This is a genomic window from Roseburia zhanii, assembly GCF_014287635.1.
Taxonomy (GTDB): Bacteria; Bacillota; Clostridia; order Lachnospirales; family Lachnospiraceae; genus Roseburia_B; species Roseburia_B zhanii.
In genome coordinates this window covers 53,277-78,102 of record NZ_JACOPH010000015.1, presented here as the reverse complement: position 1 = coordinate 78,102, position 24,826 = coordinate 53,277, and the positions used below count along the sequence as shown (strand labels likewise).

Annotated in this window: 22 protein-coding genes and 1 tRNA gene; 11 read left to right on the top strand and 12 right to left on the bottom strand. The window is 36.5% G+C overall.

Features of this window, described 5'->3' with window-relative positions; translation table 11 throughout:
* Positions 1–217 precede the first annotated feature (217 nt).
* From H8S17_RS13660 to dnaA, 11 genes are all read right to left on the bottom strand, one after another.
* Positions 218–305, bottom strand: a tRNA-Ser gene (locus H8S17_RS13660).
* 159 nt (positions 306–464) lie between these two features.
* Positions 465–1,016, bottom strand: coding sequence for a Fe-S-containing hydro-lyase (locus H8S17_RS13655; RefSeq protein WP_186867644.1), 552 nt, complete (start codon positions 1,014–1,016; stop codon positions 465–467).
* Positions 1,017–1,044: 28 nt separating this feature from the next.
* Positions 1,045–1,569 carry a cysteine hydrolase family protein gene (locus tag H8S17_RS13650; RefSeq protein WP_186867643.1) on the bottom strand — a complete coding sequence of 175 codons (525 nt, stop codon included), beginning with the start codon at positions 1,567–1,569 and terminating at the stop codon, positions 1,045–1,047.
* A gap of 49 nt (positions 1,570–1,618) precedes the next feature.
* Entirely contained in the window at positions 1,619–2,464 is an 846-nt protein-coding gene (locus H8S17_RS13645; protein ID WP_186867642.1) for a fumarate hydratase, read from the bottom strand.
* 12 nt (positions 2,465–2,476) lie between these two features.
* The gene (locus tag H8S17_RS13640) at positions 2,477–3,406 is read right to left on the bottom strand and encodes a putative ABC transporter permease (RefSeq protein WP_186867641.1); all 930 of its coding nucleotides are present in this window, start codon (positions 3,404–3,406) and stop codon (positions 2,477–2,479) included.
* A gap of 72 nt (positions 3,407–3,478) precedes the next feature.
* Positions 3,479–5,983: a DNA gyrase subunit A gene (gene gyrA / locus H8S17_RS13635; protein ID WP_186867640.1), complete on the bottom strand. Its 2,505-nt coding sequence runs from the start codon at positions 5,981–5,983 to the stop codon at positions 3,479–3,481.
* 15 nt (positions 5,984–5,998) lie between these two features.
* Positions 5,999–7,915, bottom strand: coding sequence for a DNA topoisomerase (ATP-hydrolyzing) subunit B (gene gyrB / locus H8S17_RS13630; RefSeq protein ID WP_186867639.1), 1,917 nt, complete (start codon positions 7,913–7,915; stop codon positions 5,999–6,001).
* Between the two features lie 9 nt (positions 7,916–7,924).
* Positions 7,925–9,007, bottom strand: coding sequence for a DNA replication/repair protein RecF (gene recF / locus H8S17_RS13625; protein ID WP_186867638.1), 1,083 nt, complete (start codon positions 9,005–9,007; stop codon positions 7,925–7,927).
* Positions 9,004–9,216, bottom strand: a complete 213-nt coding sequence (locus tag H8S17_RS13620; protein WP_178050549.1) for an RNA-binding S4 domain-containing protein — start codon at positions 9,214–9,216, stop codon at positions 9,004–9,006. The genes recF and H8S17_RS13620 overlap by 4 nt, the downstream gene beginning before the upstream one ends.
* Positions 9,217–9,248: 32 nt before the next feature.
* On the bottom strand, positions 9,249–10,364 hold the full coding sequence (gene dnaN / locus H8S17_RS13615) for a DNA polymerase III subunit beta (RefSeq protein ID WP_178050548.1): 1,116 nt from the start codon (positions 10,362–10,364) through the stop codon (positions 9,249–9,251).
* A gap of 305 nt (positions 10,365–10,669) precedes the next feature.
* Positions 10,670–12,025 carry a chromosomal replication initiator protein DnaA gene (dnaA, locus tag H8S17_RS13610; RefSeq protein ID WP_186867637.1) on the bottom strand — a complete coding sequence of 452 codons (1,356 nt, stop codon included), beginning with the start codon at positions 12,023–12,025 and terminating at the stop codon, positions 10,670–10,672.
* Between the two features lie 393 nt (positions 12,026–12,418).
* Between dnaA and rpmH the strand changes: the two genes are divergently transcribed.
* The 8 genes from rpmH to rsmG all read left to right on the top strand — a co-directional run bounded on the left by rpmH (position 12,419) and on the right by rsmG (position 19,305).
* A complete protein-coding gene (rpmH, locus tag H8S17_RS13605; protein WP_015561063.1) occupies positions 12,419–12,553 on the top strand; it encodes a 50S ribosomal protein L34 in 135 nt (44 codons plus the stop codon).
* Between the two features lie 63 nt (positions 12,554–12,616).
* Positions 12,617–12,973, top strand: a complete 357-nt coding sequence (gene rnpA / locus H8S17_RS13600; protein WP_178050546.1) for a ribonuclease P protein component — start codon at positions 12,617–12,619, stop codon at positions 12,971–12,973.
* Entirely contained in the window at positions 12,970–13,185 is a 216-nt protein-coding gene (gene yidD / locus H8S17_RS13595) for a membrane protein insertion efficiency factor YidD (protein ID WP_178050545.1), read from the top strand. Before rnpA ends, yidD begins: the two co-directional genes overlap by 4 nt.
* Positions 13,186–13,253: 68 nt before the next feature.
* A complete protein-coding gene (locus tag H8S17_RS13590) occupies positions 13,254–14,516 on the top strand; it encodes a YidC/Oxa1 family membrane protein insertase (protein WP_186867645.1) in 1,263 nt (420 codons plus the stop codon).
* A gap of 14 nt (positions 14,517–14,530) precedes the next feature.
* Complete coding sequence (gene jag, locus H8S17_RS13585; RefSeq protein ID WP_178050544.1) at positions 14,531–15,154, top strand: RNA-binding cell elongation regulator Jag/EloR; 624 nt, start codon at positions 14,531–14,533, stop codon at positions 15,152–15,154.
* Between the two features lie 106 nt (positions 15,155–15,260).
* Entirely contained in the window at positions 15,261–16,637 is a 1,377-nt protein-coding gene (mnmE, locus tag H8S17_RS13580; RefSeq protein WP_186867636.1) for a tRNA uridine-5-carboxymethylaminomethyl(34) synthesis GTPase MnmE, read from the top strand.
* Positions 16,603–18,576 (top strand): tRNA uridine-5-carboxymethylaminomethyl(34) synthesis enzyme MnmG, encoded by a 1,974-nt coding sequence (gene mnmG, locus H8S17_RS13575; RefSeq protein ID WP_186867635.1) that lies wholly within the window; start codon positions 16,603–16,605, stop codon positions 18,574–18,576. The genes mnmE and mnmG overlap by 35 nt, the downstream gene beginning before the upstream one ends.
* A 12-nt stretch (positions 18,577–18,588) precedes the next feature.
* Positions 18,589–19,305, top strand: coding sequence for a 16S rRNA (guanine(527)-N(7))-methyltransferase RsmG (gene rsmG, locus H8S17_RS13570; RefSeq protein WP_186867634.1), 717 nt, complete (start codon positions 18,589–18,591; stop codon positions 19,303–19,305).
* Between the two features lie 86 nt (positions 19,306–19,391).
* On the opposite strand, the gene H8S17_RS13565 is transcribed toward rsmG, so the two are convergent.
* The gene (locus H8S17_RS13565) at positions 19,392–20,342 is read right to left on the bottom strand and encodes an alpha/beta fold hydrolase (protein WP_186867633.1); all 951 of its coding nucleotides are present in this window, start codon (positions 20,340–20,342) and stop codon (positions 19,392–19,394) included.
* 406 nt (positions 20,343–20,748) lie between these two features.
* On the opposite strand from H8S17_RS13565, the gene H8S17_RS13560 reads away from it, so the two are divergent.
* The 3 genes from H8S17_RS13560 (at position 20,749) to H8S17_RS13550 (ending at position 24,822) form a co-directional block, all read left to right on the top strand.
* Positions 20,749–21,774: a sensor histidine kinase gene (locus H8S17_RS13560; protein ID WP_186867632.1), complete on the top strand. Its 1,026-nt coding sequence runs from the start codon at positions 20,749–20,751 to the stop codon at positions 21,772–21,774.
* Position 21,775: 1 nt separating this feature from the next.
* Entirely contained in the window at positions 21,776–22,429 is a 654-nt protein-coding gene (locus H8S17_RS13555) for a response regulator (protein ID WP_186867631.1), read from the top strand.
* Positions 22,430–24,054: 1,625 nt separating this feature from the next.
* Positions 24,055–24,822, top strand: a complete 768-nt coding sequence (locus tag H8S17_RS13550) for a ParA family protein (RefSeq protein ID WP_186867630.1) — start codon at positions 24,055–24,057, stop codon at positions 24,820–24,822.
* The last annotated feature ends 4 nt before the right edge of the window (positions 24,823–24,826 follow it).

Sequence of the window (24,826 nt, the reverse complement as noted above, 5' to 3'; positions counted from 1 at the left end):
CATCCCGACCTGTTCCAGACAAGTCTGTCACAGTTCAGTCTGTCACCCTGTTTTTCTTAATGATTCTCAAAATCTTTCAAGGTTATTTCACTGTTTAGTTATCAATGTTCGTTTGTTGTTATCTCTTGCGACAACTCGTTTATATTATCATGCTTAAAACGTTTTGTCAACAACTTTTTTCAAAAAATTACAATTTCATATTTTAGCTGATATAAAGCGGAGAAGGAGGGATTTGAACCCTCGCGCCGGTCACCCGACCTATACCCTTAGCAGGGGCACCTCTTCGGCCACTTGAGTACTTCTCCAAAGTTAATATCGACTAAACATATGAAATTGTCCTGCGCCGTGACGCATTGTTAATAATACTAAATGAAATCACTTTTGTCAATAACTTTTTTGATTTTTTTAGCATATTTTCAAAGTATTGACAGTATATCTCTAAAATGAGGCATGATATCTCTTATTTACATGGTACAAAATTCTTTAATTGCTGTTTCATAGAGGTTATTTCCTTCACGATCGATCACTACGATTGCCGGAAAATCTTTTACCTCTAACTTACGGATGGCTTCTGCTCCCAGATCTTCATAACAGACGATTTCTGATTTTTCTATACATTTTGACAGAAGTGCACCTGCACCACCAACTGCCGCAAAGTATACTGCTTTATTCCGAATGATCGCATCGATCACTTCTTTTGTTCGTTTGCCTTTTCCGATCATTGCCTTTTCTCCAAGATCAAGCAATGTCGGTGCATACTTATCCATACGGCTTGCGGTTGTCGGTCCTGCAGAACCGATTGCCCTTCCCTCTCTTGCCGGAGATGGTCCCATATAATAAATTGTAGCATCTTTGATGTTGATCGGTAATTCTTCCCCTCTGTCTAATGCTTCTATCATCCGTTTGTGTGCTGCATCTCTTGCAACATAGATTGTTCCTGTAATATAGACATAATCTCCACTTTTTAAATCTACGGTAACATCTTCTGTAATTGGTGTTGTAATATATTTATCCATATCTTCCTCTTTCTGTTATAACTGCCTATTACTCATTTTCTATTTCTATCTGGCACATCTTCATACTTTCTAATGCTCTTTTATGACTTTCTACCGTTACTCCGGCACAGCAGGATGCATCTACTATGATCCGTACCTCCGGTAAATATGCTTTTACCAATAATGCATTCGAAATCACACAGATATCTGTACATAGTCCGATCAGTGTAACCGTATCGATCGCTTCTTTCTGGTTTTCTTTTTCTAAAAGTTCACAAAGCTCTTTCGAACCAAATGTCGGCTTATCGATAATCCACTCTTTTTCAAATCTGTCAAGCTGCGGGCTAAGTTCCCAGCCTTTTGTGTTACGGATACAGTGTTTTACAGGAAGTTTCTTTCCTTCCTGCGTATCAAGGTAGTTTTCTTCATGTGTATCTCTGGTATAAATGATCCTGCCGGAAAACCCTGAGATTTTCTGCTCTACCTTTGAAACGATTGCCTCAGCTTCTTTCGTTCCTAATGTTCCATTTATAAAATCATTCTGCATATCCACGACAATTAAAATATTCTGCATAGTTTTCCACAATATGTACTTGAAATTGTGTACATAACCTTTCTATTTTTTATATTTTCCGGATAACATGACGGTTTACATGACAACAGATATTGATTGCTACCGGAAGTCCTGCAATATGCGTCGGGTAAGTATTGATATTAACTGCAAGAGCTGTTGTCCTTCCACCAAGTCCTCCCGGTCCGATTCCAAGTTTGTTGATCTTTTCTAACATTTCTTTTTCAAGATCACAGACATATGGAATAGCAGAATGTTCTTCTACATTTCTTGTTAACGCCTGTTTTGCCATGATCGCTGCTTTTTCAAAATCACCACCTACGCCTACTCCGACTACCATCGGTGGGCAGGCATTGGGACCGGCATCTGCTACGGCTGTTAAAATTGCATTTTTTACACCTTCGATACCATCTGCCGGTTTTAACATAAATACACGGCTCATATTTTCGCTTCCAAATCCTTTTGGAGCAAATGTGATTTTGACCTGATCTCCCGCTACGATCGAATAGTGAATGATCGCCGGCGTATTATCTTTGGTATTTTCACGAAGGATCGGATCTTTTACAACTGATTTTCGAAGATATCCTTCTGTATAGCCAAGCCGGACACCTTCATTGATCGCATCTTCTAATACATCGCCCTCGAAATGTACATCCTGTCCGATTTCCATAAAAATGACTGCCATACCGGTATCCTGACAGATCGGGATCATTTCTTTATCTGCAATATCAAGATTATCCATAAGCTGACCTAATATTTTTTTTCCTAATTCAGATTCTTCTGTTTCTGAAGCCTTCTTTAATGCTTTTTCCATATCCTTTGAAAGATAATGATTAGCTTCAATACACATTTCTTTGATATTTTCCGTAATAATTTTTGTGTCTATATTCCGTATCATATGTGGCTTCTCCTATTCTTCCTGATTTTTTTTATTTTTTACCAGCTGCATCAAGTGTTCTTTTAATTTCAATAAAGAATCTTCGTTATCAATAGAATGCATTCCCGGGAATGCTTTGATCAGACGGTCATGTCCATAGATCTTTTTCTCGGATAATTCTTTGTAACGCTTACTCAATTCTTCATATTCTGCACGTTTCTTTTCTATGTTCAATTGTACACTGTTATTGAATTTCTGATAACGGTTTTCCACATTTTCTGCCAATTTTTCCTTCTTTTGAGTAAAACCGGTCTTAAATTCTTTGTATGTACCATCAAACTGTTCTTTCTTCTCGATCGCCTCTGCTACATTTTCATAAATATTCTCACCGATCTCATTTGAGATCACTTTTAACTTACCGGCAATCTCACCCATGATCTTAAGACGTTTATTAAATTTGAGTATCGTACTTACAGTCACAACACAGTCTGCAAAAAATGCGGAACATAAGATGATCAAAAGCACGATTCCGACTGTTTTTGGTATGATATGGATAAATCCCATAACGATCGGATGGATCACAAGCATGATAAAGCTGCAAGCAAGTCCCCATAATATCGAAAATTTCAGACATACATACCCTTTGATATTAAAAGGTTTGTCGGAATAATCCCACCATTTGTTGTGAAATACTTTTTCTAACACATATCCTGTAATATATTCAAGAACCGAAGTTAATACAAATGAACCGATAAACAATATCAACAGACTGTTTTTTAAAGGTGTCAAGATCACGACAACAATCAAAACCCCGATACCATAGATTGGACAGTATGGTCCATTTAAAAATCCCCTGTTTACAAATTTTCCAGCATCTAACGTAGCATATGATACTTCGGTACACCAACCGATAAATGCATATATCAAAAATATCCAGACAACCTCATAAAATGTTTGTGGCATAACAATTCTCCCTCGTAAAAATTATTTTTTTAATCGCAAAAAGGGCTGTAATAACAGCCCCTTAAACATTTATTATTCAACCGATCCTTCTTCTGGTTGCTCACCGTCTGCCTGTTCGATCTCCTCGATCAGACTTTTATCTTCTCTTACTTTTGCAATACTTGCTACTGTAACATCTTCATCCATATTGATCAGTTTCACACCGGAAGTAACTCGTCCTAAAATTGAAATATCTTCTACTTTCATACGGATAATGATACCTTCTGTTGTGATCATCATAATCTCATGGTCATCATTTACTGCTTTGATTCCAATGATATTACCGGTCTTTTCTGTGATCTTGTAACATTTCACTCCCTTACCGCCACGGTTCTGCGGAGAAAATTCTTCCATCTTTGTACGTTTTCCAAGACCTTTTTCAGAAGCGATCAACAGATAATCTCCCTGTGTATCAAGCTGCATACCAACGACTTCGTCACGATCCACTAAGTTCATACCGATAACACCCATGGAATTACGTCCGGTACTTCTGACATCTGTTTCATGGAAACGGATACACTGGCCATATTTCGTAACTAAAATGATATCCTTCGTATTATCTGTTTTCTTTACTTCAATCAGTTCATCATCTTCACGTAAATTGATTGCTGTAAGTCCTGTCTTTCTGACATTAGCATAATCACAGATCGGTGTCTTTTTAACGATACCTTTCTTTGTTGCCATAAACAGATAATTACCTTCTGCATATTCACTAATCGGGATCACTGCTGTGATCTTTTCACCCGGCTGAAGCTGTAAGAGGTTGATGATTGCTGTTCCTCTTGCTGTTCTCGATGCTTCCGGTATCTCATATGCCTTTAGACGGTATACTTTTCCGGTATTTGTAAAGAACATCATATAATGATGTGTCGTTGTCATCAAAAGTTCTTCGATATAATCATCATCGATTGTTTCCATACCTTTGATTCCCCTGCCGCCACGATGCTGGCTGCGGAAATTATCGACACTCATACGCTTTACATAGCCTAATTTAGTCATGCAGATCACTGTATTTTCTTTCGGGATCAGATCTTCCATGGAAATATCATATTCGTCAAATCCGATAGAAGTTCTTCTGTCATCACCATATTTATCAGAAATCAGCATGATCTCCTCACGAATGACACCAAGCAGTTTTTTCTCATCTGCTAAAATTGCTTTTAACTCGGCAATTTTATCCATTAATTCAGCATATTCGGCTTCGATCTTTTCACGCTCTAAACCGGTCAGTGCACGCAGACGCATATCTACGATTGCCTGTGCCTGAACATCGGTCAGTCCAAAACGTTCTTCTAATTTTTCTTTTGCTTCATTTGCAGTACGGCTGCCGCGGATAATAGAGATCACTTCATCGATATTATCTAAAGCTATGAGCAATCCCTCTAAAATATGGGCACGTTCCTCTGCTTTGTTCAGATCGTATTTTGTTCTTCTTGTTACAACATCTTTCTGATGCTCTAAGTAGTGATCTAACATCTGATGCAGATTTAAAACTTTTGGCTGGTTATTCACCAGCGCTAACATGATCACACCAAATGTATCCTGAAGCTGTGTATGTTTAAATAACTGATTTAAAATGACATTTGCATTCACATCACGACGGAGTTCGATACAGATACGCATACCTTCACGGTTTGACTCATCACGCAGATCTGTAATTCCATCGATTTTCTTATCACGTACTAACTCTGCGATTTTTTCGATCAGGCGGGCTTTGTTTACCATAAACGGTAATTCCGTTACAACAATACGGTTCTTACCATTCTGCATCGTCTCAATATCTGTGATCGCACGGACACGGATCTTTCCACGTCCTGTACGGTATGCCTGTTCGATGCCGGAAGTTCCAAGGATCATACCACCTGTCGGAAAATCCGGACCTTTTACGATTTTTAAAATTTCCTCTATCTCTGTTCCACGGTCTTCTAATACCTGATTATCAATGATCTTTACAACTGCTGCGATCACTTCACGCAGGTTATGCGGTGGAATATTTGTAGCCATACCAACTGCAATACCGGAAGTTCCATTTACTAAAAGATTCGGATATCTTGATGGAAGTACGGTTGGTTCTTTTTCTGTTTCATCAAAGTTTGGCATGAAATCTACAGTATCTTTGTTAATATCCGCAAGCATTTCCATGGAAATCTTACTGAGTCTTGCCTCTGTATAACGCATTGCAGCTGCACCGTCACCGTCTACTGAACCAAAGTTACCATGTCCGTCTACAAGTGGATAACGGGTAGACCAGTCCTGTGCCATATTTACTAACGCACCGTAGATGGAACTATCACCATGCGGATGATATTTACCCATTGTATCACCAACGATACGTGCACATTTACGATGTGGCTTATCCGGCCCATTATTCAATTCGATCATGGAATATAAAACCCTTCTCTGTACAGGTTTTAAACCATCTCTTACATCAGGAAGTGCACGAGATGCAATAACACTCATGGCATAATCGATGTAGGATGTTTCCATCGTTTTTTTCAGGTCTACATCATGGACCTGATCAAAAATATTATCATCCATTTATACTGACTCCTCCTATACATCCAGATTCTGGACGTATTTTGCATTTGCTTCAATAAATTCACGTCTAGGTTCTACTTTATCTCCCATCAGTGTTGTAAAGGTAACATCGATTTCAGAAGCAGATTCTTCATCCATGACAACACGACGTAAAATTCGTTTTTCAGGGTCCATGGTTGTTTCCCAAAGCTGCTCTGCATCCATTTCTCCAAGTCCTTTATAACGTTGGATCTTATTATTATTGTCACGACCGATTTCTACAAGAATCTTATTTAATTCTTCGTCGCTGTATGCATACCAGACTTTTTTATTCTTTTCGATCTTATAAAGAGGCGGCTGTGCTAAATAAACATAGCCCTGTTTGATAAGTTCAGGCATAAAACGATAGATAAATGTCAACAGCAGTGTAGAGATATGTGCACCATCGACATCGGCATCTGTCATAATGATGATCTTGTGGTAACGCAGTTTTGTGATGTCAAAATCATCATGGATACCTGTACCAAATGCTGTGATCATCGCTTTTATCTCGGCATTTCCATAAATTTTATCAAGTCTAGCTTTTTCTACATTCAAAATCTTTCCACGAAGCGGAAGGATTGCCTGTGTTGCACGGCTTCTCGCTGTCTTTGCAGAACCACCGGCGGAATCTCCCTCTACGATATAGATTTCACAGTTTTTCGGATCTTTGTCAGAACAGTCTGCTAATTTTCCCGGTAAAGACATACCTTCTAAAGCGGTCTTTCTTCTTGTCAGATCCCTTGCTTTTCTGGCTGCTTCTCTGGCACGCTGTGCAAGTAGGGATTTTTCACAGATCATCTTTGCAATGACTGGATTCTGCTCTAAGAAATAAGTAAGCTGTTCACTTACGATACTATCTACAGCACCTCTTGCTTCACTGTTTCCTAATTTCTGTTTTGTCTGACCTTCAAACTGTGGTTCTTCGATCTTGATACTGATGATTGCAGTCAGTCCTTCGCGGATATCGTCACCGGTAAGTCCGGCATCGGTATCTTTTATGATCTTATTCGTTCTTGCGTATTGGTTAAATGTCTTTGTAAGTGCATTACGGAAACCAGCTAAATGTGTACCGCCTTCCGGTGTGATGATATTATTTACAAAACTGAACGTAGTATCATTAAAGGAATCATTATGCTGCATGGCAACTTCTACATAAACACCATCTCTTTGCCCTTCACAATAAATAACTTCCGGATAAAGAGGTTCTTTGCTATTGTTTAAGTAATCTACAAATTCTTTGATACCGCCGGCATAGTGAAATTCTTTTTCTACTATCGGCTCTACTCTAGCATCCCGCAGTACGATCCTTAGATTTTTTGTTAAAAATGCGGTTTCTCTTAATCTTTGTTTTAAAATATCATAATCATAAACAGTTTCTTCAAAGATCGTATCGTCCGGTAAAAAGGTTACTTTTGTTCCTGTTTCATCTAAACCACAGTTTCCGATCTCTTTTAACGGATACATGGTTTTACCACGTTCGTAGCGCTGTTTATATATTTTTCCTTCACTACGGATCTCTACTTCCAGCCAGATGGATAAAGCATTTACAACAGAAGCACCTACTCCATGTAAACCACCGGATACTTTGTACCCTCCACCACCGAACTTGCCGCCGGCATGAAGGATCGTAAATACAACTTCTACACCGGTGAGTCCTGATTTATGATTGATACCTACCGGAATTCCACGACCGTCATCGATAACAGTAATAGAATTATCCTGATTGATCGTCACTTCGATATTTTTACAAAATCCAGCCAAAGCCTCATCGACCGAATTATCCACAATCTCATATACCAGATGATGCAGTCCTCGTGATGAGGTGCTGCCTATATACATTCCTGGACGTTTCCGGACTGCTTCAAGTCCTTCAAGAATCTGTATTTGGTCTGCTCCATATTCTGTGTTCATAAATTCCTCCTATTTGCGGAAAACCTCACCATTTATCACTTCAAATACACGGTTGATTTCAAATCGGTTTCTTATAAATTCATCTAAACCTGTACATGTTATGATCGTCTGGGTGCCACATATATTATTTAGCAGATAATTCTGCCGGTTACTGTCTAATTCTGATAGTACATCATCTAAAAGTAATACCGGAGTATCCTTGATCACTTTTTTTACAAGTTCGATCTCTGATAATTTCAAAGAAAGTGCTGATGTACGCTGCTGTCCCTGTGAACCAAATTTACGGATGTCTACACCATGGATCGTAAAAGACATATCATCACGATGCGGTCCTACTGTCGTCTGACCTAATTTCAGATCTTTTTCCTGTACTCTTATAAGTTCCTGTTCCAATAGATCTTCTGTTACATTCGGTTCATAGGTAAGGATCATTTCTTCTCTGCCACCGGAAATCTTACTGTGTATCTGCGTTACGATCTCATTTAATTCACTGACAAATTTTCTGCGGCTTTTTATGATCTTTTGTCCATACTCTAATAACTGCATATCCCAGATGGGAAGTGTATCCTTCACATCCGGTCTGAAATAAATATCTTTTAAAAGTTTATTTCTCTGATTCAGTATTTTGTTATATTTTGCTAACTCTGACAGATAGATCTTATCTAACTGACAGAGTTCTAAATCCATAAAACGTCTTCTCTCTGCCGGACCATTTTTTATGATATTTAAATCTTCCGGTGAAAAGAATACGATATTTAAAATTCCAAACAGTTCACTCGCTTTTTTGATCGGTATCTGATCGATTGCGATTCCTTTTGTGCGGTTTTTCTTTAAATGCATATCGATCTGGAACTGTTTTTCCTGTTTTTCTATAAAGATGCGGATATGTGATTCGTCTTCCCCGAATTGGATCATCTCTTTGTCTTTGCTGCCTTTATGGGATTTTGTTGTTCCACTCAGATAAATGGCTTCTAAAATATTCGTTTTTCCCTGCGCATTATCACCATAAAGAATATTCGTACCCGCTTCAAAATCAATCTCCAAATTTGTATAATTTCGAAAATGATTTAGTTCTAATGATTTTACGATCATTTGACCACTTGATAGGTTTCACCTTCGAAAGATACACGATCTCCCGGGTAAAGCTTTCTTCCTCTGCGTTGTTCTACTTCTCCATTGACTAAAACTGCACCGTCAAGGATCACCATTTTAGCATCTACACCGGAACCTACGATACCGGCTTTTTTAAGTGCCTGTCCAAGACGGATAAATTCATCTGTTTCGCGAATCTCAATTTCCATTTTTATTCCTCTTTTTTATCTATACACAATTATTATCCATTCACTGCAGCATTAAAGTTTACAGGAAGGATCAGATAGATATAACTTTCTTCATCATCTTTGATAAAACATGGAGCTTTCGGATTCACCATGTATAAAGTTACTTCTTCTTCATCAATGACACGTAATGCATCAATGAAAAATTTCGGATTAAATCCGATCAGGATATCTTTTCCTTCTTTGTCGATATCAATATCTTCATTCATAGAACCAATAAAGGAATTGATCTTTAATTCCATATGTCCATCGGCAACGTTCATAATGATCGGTTTTTTCTCACCTTCTTTAATCAAAAGAGTTGCTCTGTCAATACAGTCAAGAAGTTCTTTTTTGTTGATGCGTACTTTGGTTTCATAATCAGAAGAAAGCATCTGTTCGATTCTGAAATATTCACCTTCGATCAGTCTTGATACAACTGTTGTCTGGTCAAATTCAAAAATAATATGATTATCAGTAATATAGATAACAACTTCTTTGTCTGCTGATCCCGGTAAGATTTTACTGATCTCGTTTAATGTTTTACCCGGAACAACAACTTTTTTATATTTGTAGTAGTCTTTTAAGTTGATGTTACGGATAGAAATACGGTGACCATCTAAAGATACGACTTTTAACTGGTTTTCAGAAATCTCAAAAAGTTCACCTGTCATCAGTTTGTTATTATCATTATCTGCAATCGAAAAGATCGTCTGTCTGATCACTTCTTTCAATGTGAACTGTGACATTATGATGGAATCCATACGTTCTACATATGGGAGATAGGAAAAATCTTCTCCGGATTTTCCAATGATATTAAATTTTGCTTTTTCACAAGTGATCAGTGTCTGAAAAGAGTTGTCTGTTTCAATCGTAACTTCATTATCAGGAAGCTTTCTTACAATTTCAGAAAAGATCTTAGCATCTAAGGCAATGATGCCATGTTCTACGATCTCACCTTCGATCTTAGTTTCAATACCAAGTTCCATATCGTTTGCAGTAAATTTTATTTCATCAGTAGAAGCGTCAATAAGAATACATTCTAGAATATTCATTGTTGTTCTGGTAGGAACCGCTTTAGAAACAATATTAACTCCTTTTAGCAGATTAGCCTTTGAACATATCAGTTTCATGTTGTGTATAACTCCTTTCAAAAAAGCATATATATAAAATTAAAAAGATTTCGAAGTAGTAGTATTAGGGGGTGTTAATAAGTTAAAAACCCTTAGAATGACTGAAAATAAAGCAATTACATTTGGTAAACCAATGTTTAAAAGTAAAGAAAACATGAGGATTTACGTTGGATAAGCTGTGTATATTTTAAAAGGTCAAGTCTAAGATGTTAAAGCAGAAAAAATGAATGTACACAACCAATGAATAGTTTTACAGTATGTTTAAACACAATATAAACGTGAAATTCACATCAAAATGTGGAAAACTAATTTGGATTGATCTTTTTCTTAATCGTTTCGATCAGAGTACGTGTATTTTCATTTGTTTCATATTCTTCAGTGATCTTATTGACACCATGCATGATCGTTGTATGGTCACGGCCGCCTAGTAACTTACCAATAGACTCAAGTGGAATATTCGTCATATTCTTGCACAGATACATGGCAATCTGTCTAGGTCGTGCAACAGCACTGCTTCGGTTCTTAGAGATCATCTGCTCTAAGGAGATCTGGCAGTGTTCGGAAACAACTTCAATGATAAGCTGTGGAGTGATCTCCTTAGGCTTATCCGGTGTAATGATATTCTGGAGTTCTTTCATAGCAATATCCATCGTGATTTCAGTTTTTACGAGGTTACTGTATGCTAAGAGTTTATTTAAAGCTCCCTCAAGTTCACGGATGTTGGACTTGATATTCGTAGCTATATAATTAAGGATATCATCGCTTAAGTCCATCTCATCAGCTTCGACTTTGCGGCGGAGAATCGCCATACGTGTTTCATAATCAGGAACACCGATATCTGCCATCAGTCCCCATTCAAAACGTGACTGGATACGTTCTTCAAGTGTTTCCATTTCTTTTGGCGGTTTATCAGATGTTAAAATGATCTGTTTTCCGGCTGCATGGAGTACATTGAACGTATGGAAAAACTCCTCCTGAGTGCTTTCCTTTCCTATTATAAACTGTATATCATCGATCATCAGTACATCAACGGTACGATATTTTTCACGCAGCTTAGTCATGGCAGTTGCGTTACCGGTACGGATGGATTCGATAACTTCATTTGTAAATTCTTCAGAAGTAACATATAAAACCCGAAGATCCGGATTCTGTTCTAATATGAAATTACCGATGGAGTGCATAAGGTGAGTTTTGCCGAGTCCCGGTCCTCCATATATATAGAGAGGGTTATAGGCTTCTCCCGGAGATTCTGCTACGGCAAGAGAAGCTGACTGTGCAAAACGGTTATTACTACCAACGACGAATGTATCAAATGTATAACTTGGATTTAAGTTTGAACGCTCTGCAAGTTCCGATGTTACAGGCTGTTTCTTTGGAGATGTTTTTAACTTTTTAGCCTCTTCCGGGAGTACAAAGACAAGTTCATACTCAATTCCTGTCATTTCAGCAATAGTGACTTTTAAAGGAAGTTCATATCTTCTTGTAATATATTTAAGACCAGTGATATTCATTTCTTCTGGTACAAGTATGTATAATTTATGATCGTCCACAGTGCAGATTTCTAACGGTTTTAACCATGTATCAAAAGAAATCTGTGTGATCTCATGTTCTTCTTTTACAGTTTGTAAAATATCTTCCCATTTTTCAAATATTGCTTCCATCTAAATTCTCCATCTATTCTTCCTAGCAGATCAAAAATAAAAAGACCTACACACCTTATAATAACCTAAAATAGTGAAATTATCAATCAGAAAATTGCATAGGTATGGGGGATAAAAGAAATAAAAAAAGGAAAAATAGTGGAAGAATACAATGCTATACACAGCTTATCAGACAAGTTTACAGAAAAAAACACACACTTATCCACGAGTTATCCACAAATTGTGTATTACTCTGACCAAATCCACAAAATATTGCTGATGTGGAAAAGTGAATTGTGGATAACTTTTTAATAATGTGTGAAATTATGAAAAAATAGCATTTTTACTTGACTTAGAAGGTTTTTTTGTTATAATTGAAATGATGTTTTCTAAAGTAGAGGAGGTGGCAAAAGTATGAAGATGACATTCCAACCAAAAAAAAGACAGAGATCTAAAGTTCATGGTTTCAGATCAAGAATGAGCACAGCAGGCGGAAGAAAAGTATTGGCTGCAAGAAGATTAAAAGGAAGAAAAAAATTATCAGCTTAGGCCACATATTTTGTGGTCTTTTCTTCTATTTAAGAAGAAATGTAAAGGAGTTTGGTATCGCATATGAAATTCTCAGAATCGCTGAAAAAGAATATGGATTTTAGAAATGTATATAATAAGGGAACTTCTCATGCAAACAAACTTTTAGTAATGTATGTGTTAAAGAATGATACGCAAAGAAACAGATTAGGAATATCAGTAAGTAAAAAGGTAGGAAACAGTGTCGTCAGACATCATCTTACCCGTTTAGTGAGAGAAAGTTACAGACTGCACGAAGAAATGTTTGAGAGTGGTCTGGATATTGTAGTCATCTGCAGAGTAAATGCTAAGAATGCATCTTACCATGAAATCGAACATGCTCTGCTTGGACTGGCAAAGAAACATGGTATCGTAGTAGAAAATGAAAAGAAGATGGAATGATTTTGAAAAATATTTTAATTGCAATGATTAAATTTTATAGAAAATATTTGTCGCCTTTGAAATCGACAAAATGCCCGTATTGTCCGACCTGTTCGGAGTATGGTTTGGAAGCTGTGGAAAAATATGGTGCATTAAAGGGCGGTACATTGGCTGTATGGCGGATATTGAGATGTAATCCTTTTTCAAAAGGCGGATATGATCCTGTTCCATAAATGTAACGTAACTATCAGGTATCGAATAGTTACTAACCATATTTAGGAGGTATGTTACAGTGGCAGATATTATTTTAACAGCATATGATGGAGCAATTCTTGGACCTATTGCAAGAGTTCTTGGATGGATCATGAACTGGATCTATGTGTTCATGACCGATGTATGTGGAATCGAGAATATTAGTTTAACAATTATCATCTTTACGATTGTTATCTATATGTGTCTGTTCCCAATCACTTATCAGCAGCAGAAGTTCTCAAAGCTGTCTATGAAGATGCAGCCGGAACTTCAGAAGGTACAGAAGAAGTATCAGGGTAAAAAAGATCAGGTTTCCATGCAGGCAATGCAGGACGAAACACAGGCTGTTTATCAGAAATATGGTGTTTCCCCTACCGGAAGCTGTGTATATATGCTGATTAACTTCCCAATCCTTTTAGCATTGTATCGTGTATTCTACAATGTTCCTGCATACTTAGGAAGTGTAAAGAGCCAGTTTAGTGCATTAGTAGATGGCATTATGGCTACTTCTGATTATCAGAATATCATGGCTAAGTTTGTTGAAGAAGTAAATTTAAAAACTGTACGTGTTGATTTTACATCAACAGACCACACGGTTTTATCTAATTATATTGTAGATACTTTATATGCAATGAATTCTTCTGGATGGGAGCTTTTAAAAGATAAGTTCAGCGGTCTTACAGATGTGATCGTATCTACACAGGAACATATCAGCAAGATCAATAACTTTATTGGAATCAATATTTCCGATACACCGTTAAATGTTATAAAGACAAGCATGGGTAACCACGCATATCTGATGGTGATCTTAGCACTGTTAATACCGGTAACATCTTATCTGACACAGGTATTAAATATTAAACTGATGCCGCAGGCTACAGCAAACGGCGGCGATAATGATGCAATGGCAGCACAGATGAATACCATGAATAAGATCATGCCGTTGTTCTCTTTAGTATTTTGTTTTACAGTTCCGGTTGGTCTTGGTATTTACTGGATCATCAGTGCATTAGTCCGTACAATACAGCAGATCTGTTTAAATAAACATTTTGAGAAAATAGATCTTGATGATATCATTAAGAAGAATCAGGAAAAAGCCAAAAAGAAACGTGAAAAGATGGGCATTTCTGAAAATCAGATCAATCAGGCTGCAAAGTTAAAGACGAAAAACATCAGTGAGCCGGCAGTTAGTTCTAAAGAAAAAGAAGAAATCTTAGAAAAAGCTGCTGTAAACAGAAGTAAAGCAAAACCGGGAAGTATGTCAGCAAAGGCAAATCTAGTAAAGGAATTTAACGAAAAAAATAGTAGATAAGGGGGCTAATTACTATGGATTTTATTGAAGTTTCAGCAAAAACGTATGATGAAGCAGTAACGGATGCTTTAGTCAAATTAGGAGCAACAAGTGATCAGGTAGAAATCGAAGTGATCGATAAGGGAAGCAGCGGATTTTTAGGAATTGGTGCAAAGCCTGTAAAGATTAAAGTAACAAAGACATTGACACCGGAAACTTATTTAAGAAAGTTCTTGTCAGATATTTTTAACGCAATGAAGTTAGAAGTAGAGATCTTGATTCAGATCGATGAGGATAGCCGTAACATTGATGTAGAATTAAAAGGAAATGATATGGGTGTTCTGATCGGAAAAAGAGGACAGACTTTAGATTCCTTACAGTTGCTTGCAAATAATGCAGTTCATAAAAATTTTGAAACATATTATAAAGTTAAGATCGATACAGAGAACTATCGTGTCAGAAGAAAAGAAACATTAGATAATCTTGCAAAGAACATTGCTTATAAAGTAAAGCGTACAAAAAGACCAGTTGCTTTAGAGCCGATGAATCCATTTGAGAGAAGGGTGATTCATTCCGCATTACAGAATGACAGATATGTTACGACTCACAGTGAGGGAGAAGATCCTTACCGTCATGTAGTTGTTACGTTGAAGAAATAGTTTAAAGGGGCTGTTGCAATACATTATACTTTCGTAATTTAATCGTAAGATAGTGTCTGCAACAGCCTTCTTTCATCTGTAAGAGAAGATTAGTGGAGGTATTTATATGAAAACGGATACGATTGCTGCCATAGCAACAGCAATGACAAATTCCGGTATTGGAATTATCAGGATCAGCGGAGAAGAAGCAGTAGAAGTCGCAGATAAGATGATAAGGCTGAAATCATCAGAAAAAAAATTAGCTGATTGTAAATCACATACGATCCATTATGGTTTTGCAGTAGATGGTGATGAAGTGATCGATGAAGTCATGGTACTTCTCATGCTTGCACCAAAAAGTTATACCAGAGAAGATACCGTAGAGATCGATTGTCATGGTGGAACTTTAGTGATGACAAGGATCTTAGAACTGGTTATAAAGAGTGGTGCAAGACCTGCAGAACCGGGAGAATTTACGAAACGTGCTTTTTTAAATGGAAGGATCGATCTTGCACAGGCGGAATCCGTTATTGATGTGATCAATGCGAAAAATGATTTTGCATTAAAAGCATCGATAGATCAGTTGCAGGGTGCAATATCAGAAAAGATCGGAACAATCCGAAGTGAGATTTTACATGAGATTGCATTTATTGAATCTGCGATAGATGATCCAGAGCATTATCAGTTAGAATCTTACGGAGATCATCTTATGCAGATAGTAGATGAGATTTCAGATAAGATTGCAGATCTTTTAAAAAATGCTAAAAACGGTTTGATTTTAAAAGAAGGTATCCGTACAGTGATCGTCGGCAAGCCAAATTCAGGCAAATCATCTTTACTGAATACTTTAGTCGGAAAAGACCGGGCAATCGTTACTGATATTGCCGGAACGACAAGAGATGTGATCGAAGAACAGATCCGTTTAAATGGAATCAGTCTAAATGTGATCGATACGGCAGGAATCCGGAATACAGAAGATATCGTAGAAAAGATAGGGGTTGATAAGGCAAGAGAATATGTGGAAACCGCAGATCTTGTGATTTATGTTGTAGATGCATCGATCCCGTTAGATGAAGATGATAAGAAAATTATTGAAATCTTAAAAGAGCGTAATACAATCATTTTGTTAAATAAATCCGATCTGACTTCTGTAATTACAGAGGAAGAAATGAAAGGATACTTAAATAAGAGAATCCTCTCAATTTCAGCAAAACACCGGATTGGGATTGACGAATTAGAAAATACGATCGAAGAAATGTTTTTTGATGGTAAGATACAGATGAATGAGGAAGTTTATATTACGAATGCAAGACATACCGCTTCACTTATGGAAGTACAAAGTAGTCTTAAGTTAGTAAAGCAGAGTATCTTAGATGGTATGCCGGAAGATTTTTATTCGATCGATCTTATGAATGCATATGAGGAACTTGGAAAAATTATCGGAGAGTCAGTAGAAGATGATCTGGTAAATGAGATATTCAGTAAATTCTGTATGGGAAAATAATAAACGGATAAAAAAGTGGAAAGAAGGAAGAAAAATGCCCTGTATTGTGGAGAATTATGATGTATGTGTTGTAGGTGCAGGCCATGCAGGCTGTGAAGCTGCATTAGCATCTGCAAGACTCGGATTAGAAACGATTTTATTTACAGTTAGTGTGGACAGCATTGCCATGATGCCATGTAACCCGAATATCGGCGGAAGTTCAAAAGGACATTTAGTGCGTGAAATCGATGCATTAGGTGGTGAGATGGGAAAAAATATTGATAAGACATTTATCCAGTCTAAGATGTTAAATAAATCCAAAGGACCTGCGGTCCACTCTTTGAGAGCTCAGGCAGACAAAGCATCTTACAGTATGGAGATGAGAAAAACATTACAGGCAACAGAACATCTTACGATCCGTCAGGCGGAAGTATCAGAAATCCTCACAGAAGGAGAGGAAGATACATATAAGATCTGCGGTGTAAAAACAGTTTCCGGTGCGACTTATTATTCTAAGTCAGTTGTCTTATGTACAGGTACTTACCTTCGTGCAAGGTGTCTGACCGGTGAGATGGTAACGCATACAGGACCAAATGGTCTTTCGGCTGCAAATTATCTGACCGATTCCTTAAAAGCGCATGGCATAGAAATGTTTCGTTTTAAAACAGGAACACCGGCGAGGATGGATAAGAAGTCGATTGATTTTTCAAAAATGGTCGAACAGTTCGGAGATGAAAAGATCGTTCCATTTTCTTTTACAACAAATCCTGAGGATATCCAGAAGGAACAGGTTTCCTGCTGGCTGACTTATACGAATGAAAAGACACACGAGATCATTCGCAAAAATTTAGACCGTTCACCTATCTATGCAGGTGTGATCGAGGGAACAGGTCCAAGGTACTGCCCATCGATCGAAGATAAGGTTGTAAAATTTGCAGATAAAAATAAGCATCAGGTATTTATTGAACCGGAAGGAATCAATACGAATGAAATGTATGTCGGTGGAATGTCAAGTTCATTGCCGGAAGATGTACAGTACCAGATGTATCGGACAGTTCCGGGATTAGAACATGCGAAGATCGTCAGAAATGCTTATGCGATCGAGTATGACTGCATCAATCCAAATCAGTTGTATCCGACATTGGAATTTAAAAAAATTAAGGGACTTTTTAGTGGTGGACAGTTTAACGGAAGTTCCGGTTATGAAGAAGCAGCATCACAGGGATTGATCGCAGGGATTAATGCATCTATGTATGTTAAAGGAAAAGAGCCACTGGTCTTAGATCGTTCCGAAGCATATATCGGAGTATTGATCGATGATCTTGTAACAAAAGAAAATCACGAACCTTACCGCATGATGACTTCAAGAGCGGAATATCGCCTCCTTTTGCGGCAGGATAATGCGGATTTACGCCTGACAAAGAAAGGTTATGAAGTAGGACTGATTCCGGAGGACAGATATCAGTGGGTGTTAAAGAAAGAAGCTTTGATCGAACAGGAAATGCAACGTATTTCTAAAGTGATGATCGGAGCGAACCAGAAAGTACAGTCCTTATTAGAAGCCTACGGAAGTATTCCACTCAATACCGGAACATCATTAGTGGAAATGATCAGAAGACCGGAACTTTCTTATGACATCTTAGCGCCGATCGATCCGGAAAGACCGGAACTTCCAGATGAAGTCAGAGAACAAGTCAATATCAATGTGAAATACGAAGGATATATCAACAGACAGATCAAACAGGTTGCACAGTTTAAAAAATTAGAGAAGAAAAAACTACCGGAAGATTTTAATTATGAAGATATTCATGGTCTTAGAAAAGAAGCCATCCAGAAATTAAATCTGGTAAAACCGGTTTCTATCGGACAGGCTTCGAGAATTTCTGGAGTTTCACCGGCAGATATTTCTGTAATACTTGTTTACTTAGAGCAGCTCAAATATCAGAATACGAAAAAGTAGAAAGGGTATTGGATGAAAGAAAAAATTTCTTATATGTCAGATAAATTTGAACAAGCAGGTTTTACATTTTCTGACTTGCAGAAGCGGCAATTTTATACTTTTTATAATATGCTGATCGATAAAAACAAAGTAATGAACCTGACAGGTATTACAGAATTTACAGAAGTAGTAGAAAAGCATTTTTTAGATTCAATATATTTAAATCATGTCACAGATTTAGATCAACCAGTGAAGATCATTGATCTGGGGACCGGAGCAGGTTTTCCGGGAATCCCACTTAAAATCGCATTTCCTGAAATAGAGATCACATTAGTCGATTCTTTAAATAAAAGGATTCATTTTATTGAAGAAGTGATAGAAGAATTAGGACTGACATCGATTTATGCAGTTCATGCCAGAGCAGAAGAATTAGCACGAAATTTGGAATATAGAGAAAAATTTGACCTCTGCGTATCTCGTGCCGTGGCAAATTTATCCACTTTAGAGGAATATTGCCTGCCATTTGTCCACATTGGTGGAAAATTTATCTCTTATAAGTCAGGAGAGATTGAAGAAGAAGTGCAGGAGTCAAAAAAAGCATGTTTCTTGCTTGGTGGAAAATTAAAGGAAGTTTATAAGTTTGACCTTGAAGAAAGTAAGCGTTCATTTGTTGTTGTGGAGAAAGTGAAGACAACACCAAAGACTTATCCGAGAAAGGCTGGAACACCTTCGAAGATGCCATTGAAGTAAACAATATAAGGATAAAAAAACCGATTGCTTTAATTTCATGTTAAGCAATCGGTTTTCTATTATCGTATCATATCTGTAATAGAGTATTATTCGTCATAGAACATAGAAATGATCTCATATAATTTTTCCGGTTCTTCTAACTGCGGAAGTTTGTTGCAGTTGGAAATATAAGCTGTTTCAATATTTTCATCATACTTCACATAGGAATCGATAATCCTGATCGATGTCTGGGTATCCCTACTGCCAAGAATGTAGATTGGATTTTCGAGTTTCTTCAAGGCAGGAATGATGTTGATATTTGTATAATTTCCAAGAATACTTCCATATAAGAATCTGCCGTTGCTGTGGTTTAAATGAGCAGATTCATAATAGCTGTCCTTTAAGTTTGCAGATATAAAAGCTTTTTTGCGGTAATACTTTTGCTCAAAGAGATCTGTGATCTTATCTTCAAGCATCTGAAGATTGTAGCAGAAAGTTCCGATGATCGGAAGTTCTAAAACTTTCTTTACAAAGTCTGTCTGTTTCGTTGGATTTTTTACAAGTGATTCTAAAGATGGCGGGCTGACCAGAAAAATACGATCAAAGATCTTGTCGTCCATATTTGCAGCCATTAAAGTAAAGGAACAGGAATCACCGGTAACAATAACATCTGTTTTCTGTTCGATGACTTTCTTTACAAAGTCGGTGATCAGCTGTACAAACATATAATTTGTATAAGTCAGTCCAGGCTTGTCTGAGCGACCACAGCCTAAAAGATCAATTGTATAGACTGTATGCTGCTTTGATAATTTTTTGATCATTTTACTCCATTCGATCGAAGAACTTGCCGGATGAAGATCGTGGATCAGAAGAATCGGAGAACCTTCCCCATGTTTTGTATAAAAGATGTTACCAAAACGCCATTCAAAAAAATGTCCACTGTTAGAACTTAGTAGCTTTTTAATACCTGAAGTTGTATCTATAAATTTGTTAATGCCATAAATACAGCCAGTAGCTAGTCCAGTTAGTAAGAAAAAATGCTTAATAATTTTTTTCATATACAACCTCCTGTTTTTATATAGATTCTTTTGTAATTATAAAAGTATGGGATAATTACCTTCTATGTAACTATTCAGAACATCCCCCATATATTCACAAAACCGCACGATAAATCCGTGCTTTACCGCTGCTTTGCAGCTATTTTGCTCATATTTGGTGTCGGCTCTATTCGAGTCACCTTGCGAATCATACAAACTGCTACTTATATGCAAGCATGACGTATCATTTTTTATGATTCTAAGGGGTTTTGAATAATTACCATTCTACTTTATATTATAGACGAAAATGCATATTCTTACAAATATAAAAACTAAAGAATACTACTTTTTTTTTAAGTAAAAATGGAGTAAAATATATAGTAAGATATGCCTAATTACAGCAGAACAAATGTTCTATGGAGCGCTTATGGTAATTGATTATTTGAGTAAAATACGAGCTGAGCTTTTAGAAGAAAAATTAAGTATAGAATCAAAGAAAAAGAGTATTCATATTGAAATCAATGAAAATATAAAATTCATCGAGAGGTTAAAAGAAGAAGAAAATCGGAATTTTGATGCTTTTTCTCCTAGAAAACAGAATGTAGATCTAAGAAATAATATATCTTTATTAGAGAAGAAACAGGATGAATTGAGAAAAACGTATGAGAATACGAAAAATGAACTTTTGAATATCAATTCTAAACTGGCAGAATTAGATAGTGTTCTTAAAATTGCAAAGAAACAGAAAGCAGCACAGAATCAATATACTAAACACTGTATAGATGAAAAAGATGTTTTGAAATTAAAAATCCTAGAAACACAGGAAAATGAGAGGCAGAGGATTGCCAGAGAATTACATGATTCATCTGTTCAGAATCTGACAAGCCTTGTGCATAAGACAGAACTTTGTTCTAAGCTGATCGATATGGATCCGATCCGGTGTAAGTTAGAATTATCTGGAATGTCAAAGAAGATTCGCAAGATCATAGAAGATATGAGGAAGATGATTTATAATCTTCATCCGATGTCCTTTGATGATATAGGTTTTGATGTAACAATCGAACGTATATTAGCAGATGCACAGAAAAAGGGAATCAATACCAGTTATTTGGTAGAAGGAACGGTAATTCCATTAAAATCTGTCGTAGCGCTTACCATTTTAAGAGTCATTACAGAAGCATGTAATAATTCTATGAAGTATGCACAGGCAGATCAGTTGTCTGTTAAGATTACATATGCAACAGATTCTGTTCAGATCATCATCCAAGATGATGGAATTGGATTTGATGTTGACTCACAGGAAAATGAAATCAGAGAAGACTATTCTGGATTTGGACTTTCCACAATGAAAGAGCGGATATGTCTGTTATCCGGTAAAATAGATATTATATCAAAACTTGGGGAGGGTACTGAAATTATTGTTAAAGTACCAATAGATAATAAGGAGGTATAGCATGGATGCTATTAAGTTGGTAATTGCAGATGACCATTCTATGATACGTGAAGGACTGAAACAATTACTGGAATTAGAGGGGCAGTTTAAAGTAATAGCAGAAGCAAGTGATGGAGTAGAATGTTTAGAAATTTTATCTAAAGAAGCACCTGACGTTCTTCTACTGGATATCAATATGCCAAATAAAAATGGTCTGGATGTTTTAAAAGAATTGAACCAGTCAGGCAATAGGAAAGTAAAAGTATTAGTCCTGACAGTTCATAATGAAGTGGAGTATCTGATCAAAGCAGTTGAATTAGGTGTTGATGGATATGTGTTAAAAGACTCGGAGTCATCAGAGTTGAAAAAAGCCATTATGACAATTCTAAATGGTGAAACCTATATTCAGCCGGATCTGATTCCAATGTTAAATGCAAAGATGATCAGCATGGAAAATGATTATGATAAGATTGACAGTCTGACAAAGAGAGAGTTAGATGTTTTGAAAAATTTGGCAATCGGAATGTATAATAAAGAGATTGCAACTAAGCTTGAAATCAGTGAAAGAACGGTTAAAAATCATGTGTCTAATATATTTAAGAAAATTGGAGTATCTGATCGTACACAGGCTGCTGTATTTGCAATAAGGAATAATTTGATTGATATACATAATTAGGGAGATGATGATGGAAAATGTTTCACGTGAAACATTTTCCATTTTTTAGTTTGTTGAAAAGTAGTGGATCTGATACAAAGATACATCGTGAAGAAAATATCTGTAAAACATGATAAGCAAAATATAAAGTTATAAAATAAAATTATTTAATTTTTAGATTGAATAAAACGATTACTGTTCGCTTATAGATAATTGAGTATAATAAAAGAGTAAATTATATACATTCGGAGGGATGTCAAAAGGTGGCTTTAAGTTTTTTTGATTGGCAGATTATACAAAACCGAGTCTATTTTGTTCTGTTGTATAAAAAAATAAGAAAATCTAAGTCTGCCTGAAATAGGCTATGACAAAGTGACGTGTACGTCTTAAACGTCCCATGGACGGGGCGTTTAAGACTTTTGCTACCGTCGTCCATGGCAGCAAAACACTATATAATTATTAACAGGCAGACTAAGATTTACTAATTTTCTTCTAAAGTCACAAAATAGACTCGGTATTGTGTGTAATTGCCAGTCACTAAGTTGTGAGTCACGTTTTGACGTTTGAATCCTCTATAAGTTATTGATATGTAATAAAAGATTTTATTATATAGTAATGATAATTTGAATATTCTACTTCGTGAGAGCCACCATTCCAGTATTGGGTGAGCTAGTAGACCGGCATTAATCCACCTTGATTTTGCTTAGGTACTATTTTATGAGAGAGGACATATCTGGTCAAGTCTTTGCCGCCACAGCGGTGCGATAGCAGGCTTTGTAAGATGTGTTTAATCTCATACCCAGCCATAGAAAAAACAATTGTAGATGAAGTGGCTCACTTTACACCAGACAGGTGGAACGATTAGAACCAGATTATTCAATGAACATTCTTATTTCAAGAACCTCATAATTCCGATGTAGTGAAAACCGTGATTCTGTATAGCGAAAACCAACATTTTAAACATAGAAATCGCTTTTGATTAGCTTTTATTGCTTTTAATAAGAAATAGAGTGAAATCGAGCCAAAAGAGCTGCTTTACAATGTGTTAGCTGACTTTTACATTGGTAAAATTTCTTATATTCTATATACTTACTAATTGGTTTGTATTTCTAATCACCAATCACCGGACAACAAGAAATTCTAGCCAGAATATCCTTTTGCAAAATAAATAAATTTGGAATGAGTGTTTCTGCTTGTATATTTCCTAAATGTCAAATAAAACTCAATCATGTCAGCATAATAATTTAGCAACCGAATAACTTATAATACATGAAACAAAACTACTAAAGAATCCGTGGCTTTAATTCTATATTAATGTTTGCAGTCACTTGTATATCATTTCGTAAATAACTATACCAATCACGTAGGATGGCGGATTCGAGTGTGCAGGTAGAAAAAAGCCTCGGCGTAGCGGGCTATACCGAGGCTTTTTTCTACCTGTACGATCGATTCGCAGGCAAGTGAATGGTGTAGTTATTTCAGAAACGATGCACTAGTCACTCTATGAATAACAAAATGTTTCACGTGAAACATTTTCCCCATCTAATACAAATGAAAATTTTAGAGAAACTTGACGAAATACCTATAGAAATAGGAAATGATAAGTGATATAATTTAATACAGTGAATAGCAGAAAGGAATAAATCATGGGAAGAATTATAGCAATTGCTAATCAAAAAGGTGGAGTTGGTAAGACGACAACTGCTATCAATTTGTCTGCATGTTTAGCTGAAAGTGGTAAAAAGGTATTGACAATCGATACTGATCCTCAGGGAAACACGACCAGCGGATTGGGTGTAGATAAAGATGAACTGAAAAATACGGTCTATGAGTTGATGCTTGATGAGTGCACAATTAAGGAATCATTGGTTAAAACAGAGTTTGAAAATCTTGATCTGATTCCATCAAATGTCAATCTTGCAGGTGCAGAAATTGAGTTGCTTGGAATCAATGAAAAGGAATACATATTGAAAAATGCTGTTGATTATATCAAAGATGATTATGATTTCGTAATTATAGATTGTCCACCATCTCTGAATATGCTGACTGTTAATGCATTGACAACTGCAAATACGGTTTTAGTTCCAATCCAGTGTGAGTATTATGCATTAGAGGGATTGAGCCAGTTACTCCATACGATTAGTCTTGTAAAAGAGCGCTTAAATGAAAATCTGCAAATAGAGGGTGTTGTATTCACTATGTATGATGCAAGAACAAATTTATCTTTGCAGGTAGTCGAAAATGTAAAGAATAATCTGGACACCACCATTTATAAAACAATTATACCGAGAAGTGTAAGACTTGCAGAGGCACCAAGCCATGGACTTCCTATCAATAAATACGATTCGAGATCGACCGGAGCAGAAAGTTACCGGATGTTAGCAAAAGAAGTAATAGACAGAAAGGATTTATAGAAAC